At 38.4% G+C, this 11,124-nt stretch carries 6 protein-coding genes; 2 read left to right on the top strand and 4 right to left on the bottom strand.

The features are described 5' to 3' along the window. The coding region (locus tag AACZ30_RS10575) for a ketopantoate reductase C-terminal domain-containing protein (RefSeq protein WP_339649250.1) at positions 1 to 465 on the top strand (465 nt) is incomplete at its 5' end. Here the strand turns inward: AACZ30_RS10575 and AACZ30_RS10580 are convergent. The 4 genes from AACZ30_RS10580 to AACZ30_RS10595 form a co-directional block, all read right to left on the bottom strand. Then, a complete protein-coding gene (locus AACZ30_RS10580) occupies positions 466 to 2,877 on the bottom strand; it encodes a glycoside hydrolase family 31 protein (protein WP_339649252.1) in 2,412 nt (803 codons plus the stop codon). It abuts the gene before it with no gap. Between the two features lie 112 nt (positions 2,878 to 2,989). Beyond that, positions 2,990 to 4,900, bottom strand: coding sequence for a 1,4-alpha-glucan branching protein GlgB (gene glgB, locus AACZ30_RS10585; protein WP_339649254.1), 1,911 nt, complete (start codon positions 4,898 to 4,900; stop codon positions 2,990 to 2,992). Position 4,901: 1 nt separating this feature from the next. Beyond that, the gene (locus AACZ30_RS10590) at positions 4,902 to 6,170 is read right to left on the bottom strand and encodes a glucose-1-phosphate adenylyltransferase (protein WP_339649256.1); all 1,269 of its coding nucleotides are present in this window, start codon (positions 6,168 to 6,170) and stop codon (positions 4,902 to 4,904) included. 2 nt (positions 6,171 to 6,172) lie between these two features. Then, positions 6,173 to 7,582 (bottom strand): glycogen/starch synthase, encoded by a 1,410-nt coding sequence (locus AACZ30_RS10595; RefSeq protein WP_339649258.1) that lies wholly within the window; start codon positions 7,580 to 7,582, stop codon positions 6,173 to 6,175. A gap of 314 nt (positions 7,583 to 7,896) precedes the next feature. Between AACZ30_RS10595 and leuS the strand changes: the two genes are divergently transcribed. Beyond that, on the top strand, positions 7,897 to 10,755 hold the full coding sequence (gene leuS, locus AACZ30_RS10600) for a leucine--tRNA ligase (protein ID WP_339649259.1): 2,859 nt from the start codon (positions 7,897 to 7,899) through the stop codon (positions 10,753 to 10,755). Positions 10,756 to 11,124 lie beyond the last annotated feature (369 nt).

The following is an 11,124-nucleotide window of genomic DNA, read 5'->3' on the forward strand; positions in this document are numbered from 1 at the left end:
AATTCAGAAAGAATTCAGCAATTAAAAAAGGTATTGGATAAGGCTGAAATCACCAGTTTTATTCCTGAAAATATTCAGCTGGAAATTTGGAAAAAATTCCTCTTCATAGCTACCGTAAGTGGTCTTGGCGGATTAACACGGGTTTCCATAGACAAAATAAGGGAAAGCGAATATTTATATGAACTTTTACAAAAAACCGCTCAGGAAATTAAGTTAGTTGCTAATGCTAAAGGAATACCGTTAGCAGACGAACACCTGGAAAAAGCTTTTGAAATTATTCAAAATCAGCCCCCGGGAACTACCGCTTCCACGCAACGTGATATTATGGCGGGCCGGCCTTCAGAATTAGAAAATTTCAACGGATTTATAGTAAAAGAAGCCGAAAAATTAGGCCTTGCAACACCCGTAAATAAAATGATCTACGAGTGTTTATTGCCTATGGAAATGGAAGCGCGAAATAATTAGCTATTCCCCGTTTTCTCCATTGAAATCTAATTCTGTAAAGTTTTCATCAATAATCATTGTGAGACACCCGTTAACCTGTAAATGCTCCAATGATTTAGTTTCATTATCCAGCTGAATAGTTTTTATTTCAAACGGCAATCCGTGGATTTTTAATTTGAAATTTTTGCAATCGCTTTCAAAAGAGCCTTCTTTATGCTGCTGAATAATTAACTGGTTTTTCCTTCCGGTAAGTTTAAAACTCCTTAAGCAGAAACGCCCTTTAGTATAATCGTATCCATCGTGCGCATCTTCAAAGAATTGAGAATCTTCCTTACCTTTTTTGTAATAAACTTCAAGAGTTATTTCTTCTATTTTTTTCTCTGATACGTACTGTTGAACAGGATATTTGGGAATAATAGCACCTTCTTTAATAAAAACCGGCATACTGTCTATATCGGCATCTACCCACATTTCCTTGCCGCCTTTTACTAATTCGTCGCTCCAGTAGTTATACCAATTTCCACGTGGTACATACATACGTCTTCCTTTGGCATTTGGCTCTATTACGGGACAGGCAAGAATACTATCCCCAAAAATAAATTCATCTATTCTATAGTGCGTGTTCACATCTTCCTGGTCAAACATCACCAAAGATTTTATCAACGGAACGCCTTTTTCGGTATAATCCCAAAACGCGGTGTAGAGATAAGGAAGTAATTGGTAACGCAATTCAATAAATTTTCGAACAATATCGGTAATATCTTCATCAAAAGTCCAGGGTTCCTGGTCGCCGTGATCTCCGGAAGAATGCACTCTGAAAAATGGGTGAAAGGTTGCTAATTGAATCCATCTTGTGAAAAGTTCACCGTGAGGTTGTTCTGCGAAACCGCCAATATCACTTCCTGCAAAAGAAAATCCGGACATTGCTAGGCGTTGTACCTGCACATTGGCAATCCACAAATGTTCCCAGTTGGCGATATTATCTCCGGTCCAGGTTGAGGTATATCTTTGCGTTCCCGAATATGCTGCTCTTGTAATTACAAATGGGCGTTTAGGATGTGAAAATTTCTTCACGCCGTGGTAAGTGGCCCGTGCCATTTGCATTCCGTAGATATTATGCGCTTTCCTATGGCTGCAGGGATTTGCATCATAATCGTGCCTTACATCGTGCGGAAAAGTCTTATTCGGCACTTCCATCACCGCGGGCTCGTTCATATCGTTCCAGATGCCTTTTACTCCAATATCTTCAATTAACTCCTTGAAAAGCCCTGACCACCATTCCCTAACTTTAGGATTGGTGAAATCGGGGAAGTAACACTCTCCCGGCCAAACTTTTCCTTTTATATAAGGGCCATCGGCACGTTTGCAGAAATAATCGTTTTCCAATCCCTCTTTATAAACCCAGTAATTTTTATCAATTTTAATCCCGGGATCTATAATCGCCACGGTTTTAAAACCATCGGCTTCAAGTTCCTTTACCATTCGTTTTGGATCTGGAAAATATTCTTTGTTCCAGGTAAAGCAGCGGAAACCTTCCATATAATCAATATCCAGGTAAATAGCATCGCAGGGAATTTGCAATTCCCTGAATCTAGACGTGATTTCTTTTACTTTACTTTCAGGATAATAGCTCCATTTGCATTGATGAAAACCAAGTGCCCAAAGTGGTGGTAAATCTGGTTTTCCGGTAAGATCGGTATAGTATTCTACAACATCGGTCATTTTAGGGCCGTAGATAAAATAATAATTCATCTCGCCTCCCTGTGCCCAAAAACTGGTTACAAAACGCCGTTCCTGTGCGAAATCAAAATAAGATCTAAAGGTGTTGTCAAAGAAAATTCCGTAGGCCTTTTTATTATGAAGCCCGGTGTAGAAAGGAATGGTTTTGTAAATAGGATCGGTATCTTTTCCGTAAGCATAAGAATCGGTTACCCAATTTTCAAAGCGCTTTCCTTTTAAATTAAGATGTCCCGGTTTATCGCCAAGTCCAAAATAGCTTTCTCCATCGTGAGAAACTTTACTCATTTTTACGATGTCACCCCCAAATTCGTAACTTTCTTCCCAATGGAAGCCCAGCTCATCTTCATTGATTAATGTACCGTCTGCCCGATCATAAATCTTAACTCTTAAACCCTTTTTTGAAACTTCACAAATAATTTTGGTAGTGGTAATGCTATAATTATCCTCCTTTTCTTCAATATCTAATTGATTATAGCCTATGCTTGCGTGTTTGGTAATTGCATAAGAAAAATCTTTAGCAAACATCCCGGTGGTAGAATATCTAAAGCGAAGCAAGCCATCCCGAAGGATAGTAATTTGCAATGCAACATCATTTTCTGTGGTAAAATAAAGTGTATCCACATCTTTACGGAAGGAAACTACACTAGATGGAAAAGCATTTCCTTTTTGTTCTAACTCGGTATTGGTGATCATATTTTATATTGGATTACTGGGCAATAAAAGAACTGAATTGTTTTGATATATAAGTTAGTATTCACAAAATATTTATGAGCGTTTATTAACTATATCGTTGTTTTTCATTTAACTAAGCCAAATACTTAAAAGCAAGCATCGCCAGTGGTGGAAGTTTGATAGTGGCAGAATGTTTTTTACCCTGCCATTCTTTTGAGGTTACGGTTTTCCTTGGATTCTTATATTTCCCTGTACCGTGATATTCTTTTTTATCGCTGTTGAAGATTTCCTCAAGTTCACCTGCTTCAGGTAAGCCAATTTGATAATTTTCTCGCGGAATTGGAGTGAGATTACAAACAATAATCAAATTATCTTTCGGCGTATTTCCTTTTCTAATAAAACTAATTACCGAATTCTCGGCATCGCTATAATCTATCCACTCAAAACCATCTTGCACAAATTGCTTATCATATAAAGCAGGCTGGGATTTATAAAATTGATTTAAAGCTTTTATCAATTCCTGCATTCCTTTGTGCGAATCATATTCCAGTAAATGCCAGTCTAAACTCTTTTGAAAATTCCATTCTTCGCTTTGTGCAAATTCACAACCCTGGAACAGTAATTTTGTTCCCGGATGCATAAACATATACGCATACAGCAAGCGTAAATTGGCAAAACGTTGCCATTCATCTCCCGGCATTCTTCCTAAAATTGAATGCTTGCCATACACCACTTCATCGTGAGATAGCGGAAGCATAAAATTTTCGGTAAATGCGTAGGTGAGGGAAAAAGTAATGTTGTTTTGGTGATGTTTTCTGTAAATGGGTTCTTTAGCAAAATACTGAAGCGTATCGTGCATCCAGCCCATCATCCATTTCATTCCAAAACCGAGTCCGCCGAGAAATACCGGTTTTGAAACTCCGCTATAAGCAGTAGATTCTTCGGCAATAGTTTGTACGTCTGGATAAGAGGCGTAAACTTCTTTGTTTAATTCTTCTAAAAACGATATCGCCTCCAGGTTTTGATTTCCGCCATATTGATTGGGTTCCCATTCGCCTTCTTCCCGGGAATAATCCAGGTAAAGAATAGAAGCCACGGCATCTACCCGAATCCCGTCAATATGAAATTGCTCTAGCCAGTATAAAGCGTTACTAATTAAAAATGCCCGTACCTCGTTTCGGTTATAATTAAAGATCAAACTTTTCCAATCTGGATGGTAGCCTCTTTTTGGATCTGGATGTTCATAAAGGTGTGTGCCGTCAAAATAACCGAGTCCGTGGCTGTCTTCCGGAAAATGAGAAGGTACCCAATCCAGGATCACTCCAATATCATTTTCGTGAAGTTTATCTACCAGATATTTAAATTCATCTGGGTAGCCAAATCGCGAGGTTGGGGCAAAGTAACCGGTAATTTGATATCCCCAACTTGGGTCGTATGGATATTCCATAATAGGCATAAACTCTACGTGAGTAAACCCCATTTCTTTGACGTAGGAAACTAAATCGGTGGCGAGTTCCCAGTAAGAAAGTGACCGGTTTTCTTCAGTTTTTTTCTTCCAGGAAGATAAATGTACTTCGTAAACCGAAAAAGGAGCGTTTAATGAATTATGTTTTTTTCGTTTTTCGAGCCAGGATTTATCTTTCCACTCATAACTGTCTTCCCAAACTACCGAAGCTGTATTTGGCGGGTGTTCACAGCGCCTGGCATAAGGATCGGCCTTTTCGGTAATAATGCTATTATGGTGACTATGGATTTTATATTTATATAAATTCCCTTTTTTAACATTGGGAATAAAACCTTCCCAAATACCGCTACCGTCCCAACGCACGTTTAGTAGATGTTCGCCATCTTTCCAGGAATTAAAATCGCCAATTACCGAAACCTGTTTGGCGCCGGGTGCCCAAACTGAAAAATAAGTTCCTTTAAGCTTATTAAGCGTAATGGGATGCGATCCAAATTTCTCGTAAAGACGAAAATGCTTACCCGATTTAAACAGGTTAATATCAAATTCTGAAAATAAACTGTACGTTATAACTTTTGTCATACTATCCTATGGTTGTTCCAGGGGGAAGCACTGCTTCTTTTTTAAGCACTACAATTCCTTCTTTAATTACGTAAGCATCGGTTTCATCATCTTCTAAATGTGGGCCACCGTTTATGGTAGTATTGTCTCCAACTCTACAATTTTTGTCGATTATTGCATTTTGAATGTTGCAATTTTCCCCTATCCCGGCCAGGATTTCAATATTATTCCCTTCAATTTCTTCTAAAGATTCATAAAAATCGGTTCCCATCATATAACAATTTTTTATAACTGAACCTTTTCCTATCCTGGATCTCACACCAATTACCGAAGATTCAATTTCTTTAGCGTGAATAATACAGCCTTCAGCAATAACCGCTTTTTTCAAATTAGTACCAGAAATTTTTGAAGTGGGAAGAATCCGTGCTCGCGTATAAACCCTGTTTTCCATATCATATAGATTGAATTTAGGGATATCGTCTGTCAGGCCAATATTTGCTTCAAAAAAAGATTCTATATTTCCAATATCGGTCCAGTAACCTTCAAATTGATAACCGCAAACCTTTTTATTTCCTATAGCCTGCGGAATTATTTCTTTACCAAAATCTACCGTACTCTCATCGTCCATTAATTTCACCAACAATTCGCGATTAAACACGTAAATACCCATAGAGCCGAGATAATTTCTGCCTTCAGCTTCCATTTCGGGACCTACAGGGGAAGTCCAGTCAGGTAAAAGATCAGAATTGGGTTTTTCTATAAATGAAGTAATATTGTTATCCTGGTCGGTTTTCATAATCCCGAAGCTCGGGGCTTCTTTTGCATTTACGGGTACAGTACCAATAGTAATATCGGCGCCGGTGTCTATATGCTGCTGAACCATTAGATTATAATCCATATGATATAATTGATCGCCGGAAAGGATTAAGAAATAATCGAATTTATGCTTTTTAAAATGATGCATTCCCTGTCTAACCGCATCTGCCGTGCCCTGGTACCAGGTTTTATTATGTGGAGTTTGCTCTGCCGCTAAAACATCTACAAAAGCTGAACTAAAAAAGCTGAAGTGAAACGTATTTTTAATATGCTTATTTAACGACGCCGAATTAAACTGAGTTAACACATACATTCTTTTAATGTTGGAGTTAATACAGTTGGAAATTGGAATATCTACCAGGCGGTATTTACCCGCAATTGGCACGGCGGGTTTAGATCTACTTTCTGTTAATGGGTGAAGCCTGGTGCCCTGGCCGCCTCCAAGAATAACCGATAATACTTTGTCGTTTAACATAATTAGCCGCTTTTTAATGAGTTATACAAATCAATATATTGTTGAGCCGAAACATTCCAGGAATGGTCAATGCTCATTATGTATTTCCTGGTTTTCTTAAAGGTACGCTCTTCCTTGTAGAATTCTACGGCCCTATTTATGGTTTTAGAAATATCCTTTTCTGAAGCTTCAGCGTGAGCAAATCCAAATCCGCCATCTTCAATATCTACCACAGTATCTTTCAATCCACCTATGCTTCTAACCACGGGAATTGTGCCGTAGCGAAGGGAATATAATTGATTGAGTCCGCAGGGTTCTACGCGTGAAGGCATTAATAAGAAATCTGCCCCGGCGTAGATGAGGTGCGAAAGCTTTTCATCGTAACCAATAAAGACATTATAAACCCCTTTATGCTTTTTCTTCAAGTTCTCTAATGCGCTTTCTACTTCAGAGTTTCCAGAACCTAGAACGAGAATATTGCATTCTTTTTTTGAAAGTATTTCCTCTAAAACTGTGGGTAGTAAATCGGCTCCTTTTTCGTAAACCAGTCTTCCAATAAAAGCGAATAAAGGTTTTAAAGCTGAAAAACCAAATTCTTTACACAGCGATTTTTTATTAGCTGTTTTTCCGCTTTGAATATTTTTAGCCGAATAATTTTTTTGGATAAATTCATCGGTTTCAGGATTCCAAACTTCAGTATCAATTCCGTTTAGAATTCCAACACATTTTTTATTTTCGTGACTCAATAAACTTTCCAATCCATTCGCAGCCTGTTGCAATTCTTCCATATAACTCGGGGAAACCGTAGTTACCCGCCAGGCACATTTTATTCCTGCAGCTAATGGATTTATCACGCCATCCCAATCTAGCAAACCGTTATTAGAAATATCAAAAGCCGGGAGGTAATGCACTTTATCGTGTGAAAACCAACCCTGATATTGGGCATTATGAATTGTGAGAATAACCGGAATTTGATTCAGGGCTTCATATTTAAAACATTTCTGCGTCATAAATGGAATTAATCCCGTATGATGGTCGTGACAGTGAATTATGGATGGCTTTTCATTTAAAGTAAGTAACCAATCCATTACCGCAATTTGAAAAGCTGTGAACCGCGCGGTATCATCTTCGGAATACACGAAATTTTTAAATAAGAGCTTTGGAATATCTACAAACAGCACGTCAATATCTAAAGCCTCTTCTATTAATTTCAGAATTTTATAAGGATAAATCTCTTCGCCCAAAACCAATTCTGATTCGTAAATACTTTTAAAACTGTGAGCTGCACTAAATTTATTATCATAAAATGGCATAATTACCTTAGCACCAACACCAGCTTCCTGCTGGTATTTTGGTAAAGAACCAACTACATCTCCCAAACCACCAACCTTTGCAATTGGGTAGCATTCAGCGCTTACGTGTATTACGTTCATATAAAAATCTTTGAAAGATTATTGATTTAACCAGGTTGTTTTTTAGTGAATTTAAGGATGATTTTTTTATGAATATTTAAAATCATAGCCCTTGAAATCACCATTTCCCTATAAATCTACTGAAATAATAGGATAAGCTGCATTAAGGAAGTCTTAAAACTGATTCTATTTGTTATTAGAAGATTTGTTTCAGATAGAAACTTATCTTCTAATCCATTACACCTAAATTCCCATAAGTGGTTTAAAATTGTAAATTTGCAGGCATTAATAAAAAGTCGCGTTGCGCGTAATTAGCAGGTAAGAAAAATATAACAATGAGTTACAACTTTAACGAAATTGAAGCCAAATGGCAAAACTACTGGGCCGAAAATCAAACTTTTCGTGCTAGCAATTCATCAGATAAACCAAAATATTACGTGCTGGATATGTTTCCATATCCTTCTGGTGCCGGACTTCACGTTGGGCATCCGTTAGGTTATATTGCCAGTGATATTTATGCGCGCTACAAACGTCACAAAGGTTTTAATGTTTTGCACCCACAGGGTTACGATAGTTTTGGCTTGCCTGCCGAGCAATATGCAATTCAAACCGGGCAACATCCTGCGCTTACCACGGCGAAGAATATTAAACGATATCGCGAACAGCTCGATAAAATCGGCTTTTCTTTTGATTGGAGCAGGGAAGTGCGCACCAGTGACCCAGAATATTATAAATGGACACAGTGGATATTTATTCAGCTTTTTGAAAGTTGGTATGATATGGAAGCTGAAAAGTCCAGGGCAATTTCAGAATTAGAAGAAATTTTTGTTTCGGAAGGGAATTCCCGTGTAAATGCTGCCTGCGATGATGATGTAGAAGAATTTTCAGCAGATAGCTGGAATAATTTTTCTTCTGAAGAAAAACAAAGAATATTATTAAAATACAGACTAACCTATTTAGCTGAAACCGAAGTAAACTGGTGCCCTCAACTGGGAACCGTTTTAGCTAACGACGAGATTGTAAACGGCGTTTCAGAGCGTGGAGGCTATCCCGTGGTGCGAAAAAAAATGACGCAATGGAGTATGCGAATTTCAGCATTTTCTGAACGTTTATTACAAGGTTTAGATCAATTGGACTGGACCGAAAGCTTGAAAGAAAGTCAGCGTAACTGGATCGGGAAATCGGTTGGGGCAATGGTTCATTTCAATTTATACGGTGAGACCCTGAAAAAAGTAAAAGATGATGGAAGCCTCGCTGAACATCAAAAAAGGATTTCAGTTTTTACAACCCGACCTGATACTATTTTTGGCGTAAGTTTTATGACTTTGGCGCCGGAACACGATTTGGTTAAAAAGATTACAACCCCGCAACAAAAAGAAGAAGTTGAAGCCTATATCGCTGCCAGCGCAAAAAGAAGTGAGCGTGAACGTATGGCCGATGTAAAAAGTATAACCGGTGTGTTTACCGGGGCTTATGCCGAGCATCCTTTCACCAAAGAACCGGTACCAATCTGGATTGGGGATTACGTGCTTGCCGGTTATGGAACCGGTGCCGTAATGGCGGTGCCTTGTGGGGACCAGCGGGATTATGATTTTGCAAAACATTTTGAAATTCCTATTCCTAATATTTTTGAAAACGCCGATATTTCTGAGGCTGCTTTCTCCGGAAAAGAAGGAACGGTAATCGCAAATTCCGATTTCCTTAGCGGATTGGAATATAAAGAAGCGCTGCAAAAAGTGATTCTGGAATTGGAAAAAACCGGTCACGGTTACGGAAAAACAAATTATAGATTACGCGATGCGGTATTTAGCCGCCAGCGCTACTGGGGAGAGCCATTTCCTGTTTATTACGTAAACGGAATGCCGCAAATAATAGACGCCAAACATTTGCCATTACGCCTTCCAGAAGTTGAAAAATACCTGCCTACAGAAACCGGGGAACCACCATTGGGAAATGCCACCGATTGGGCTTGGAATACGAAATCTAACGAGGTGGTGAGTAATGAACTGATAGATGATAAAACGGTATTTCCATTAGAATTGAATACTATGCCAGGTTGGGCAGGAAGCTCCTGGTATCTTTTCCGCTATATGGATGCTAGAAATGATAATGAATTTGTTTCTGAAGAAGCGCAAAATTACTGGGAAAATGTTGATTTATATATAGGCGGAAGCGAACACGCTACCGGGCATTTATTGTATTCCCGTTTCTGGACTAAGTTTTTGCGAGACCGTGGATATCTTTCGGTTGAAGAGCCTTTTAAAAAGTTGATCAACCAGGGAATGATTTTAGGACAGAGTGCTTTTGTTTATAGATTGGAAGGAGAAAATGTTTTTGTCTCTAAAAACCTGATTGGAGAAAATAATGTACAGCCAATCCATGCCGATGTTTCTTTAGTGAATCATTCAGATGAATTGGATGTAGAAGGTTTTAAAAAGTGGCGTCCTGAATTTAAAGACGCTGAATTTATTACCGAAGAAAATGAATCTTACCTTGTTGGTCGCGAAGTTGAAAAAATGTCTAAATCTAAATACAACGTGGTAAATCCCGATGATATTTGTGAAGACTATGGTGCCGACACACTTAGAATGTACGAAATGTTTTTGGGGCCTTTAGAGCAGGCAAAACCCTGGAATACCGCGGGAATTACCGGAGTACATAACTTTCTTAAGAAGCTTTGGAAACTCTATCACAACGGCGAGCAATTTGAAGTTTCAGATGAAAAAGCTTCAGCTGATTCTTTAAAAAGTCTGCATAAAACCATTAAAAAGGTTACCGAAGATATCGAGGAATTCAGTTTTAATACTTCGGTTTCCACCTTTATGATCTGTGTGAATGAGCTTTCAGCACAAAAATGTAATAGCAGGGAAGTGCTTGAACCTCTTGTTATTTTATTAGCGCCTTACGCGCCTCATATTTCGGAAGAACTTTGGAATAAATTAGGGCATTCAGAATCTGTAGTAACGGCTGAATATCCGATTTTTGAAGAAAAATATTTGGTTGAAAGCACTAAAAACTACCCGGTTTCTTTCAATGGGAAAATGCGTTTTACAATGGAATTGCCACTGGATATGCCAAAAGATGAAATCGAAAAAACCGTAATGGCAGATGAAAGAACTCAGAAACAATTAGACGGAAGAACACCTAAAAAAGTGATTGTAGTTCCAGGTAAAATTGTAAATATTGTAGGTTAAAAGTTTGAAGATTATATAATTTGAAAAATCCGTTTCCTGGTATTGGGGAACGGATTTTTTTATTGCCGTCATTGCGAAGGAGGCACGACTGAAGCAATCATTTAAATTGAAAACAATGGTGGCTTTGAACTTGGTCCAGTTTAAATAGAACAGATTGCCAGGTCAGGCTGTTGCCTTCCTCGGAATGACGTGTTATTTTGAAGTACGTCAGTGCGAAGTTACTTTTTGCAACTGATGCAATCTTTTGAATTGAAAAGAGTGAGCTGGAGTGTGCTTTAGTTTAAAAAGAACAGATTGCCGCGCTCCTTCCTCGCTCGCAATGACGATTGTAACTTGAAACGTCATTGCGAAGCTGCTTTTTTGCAGCTG

This window comes from uncultured Salegentibacter sp. (assembly GCF_963972535.1).
In the GTDB taxonomy this organism is placed as follows: Bacteria; Bacteroidota; Bacteroidia; order Flavobacteriales; family Flavobacteriaceae; genus Salegentibacter.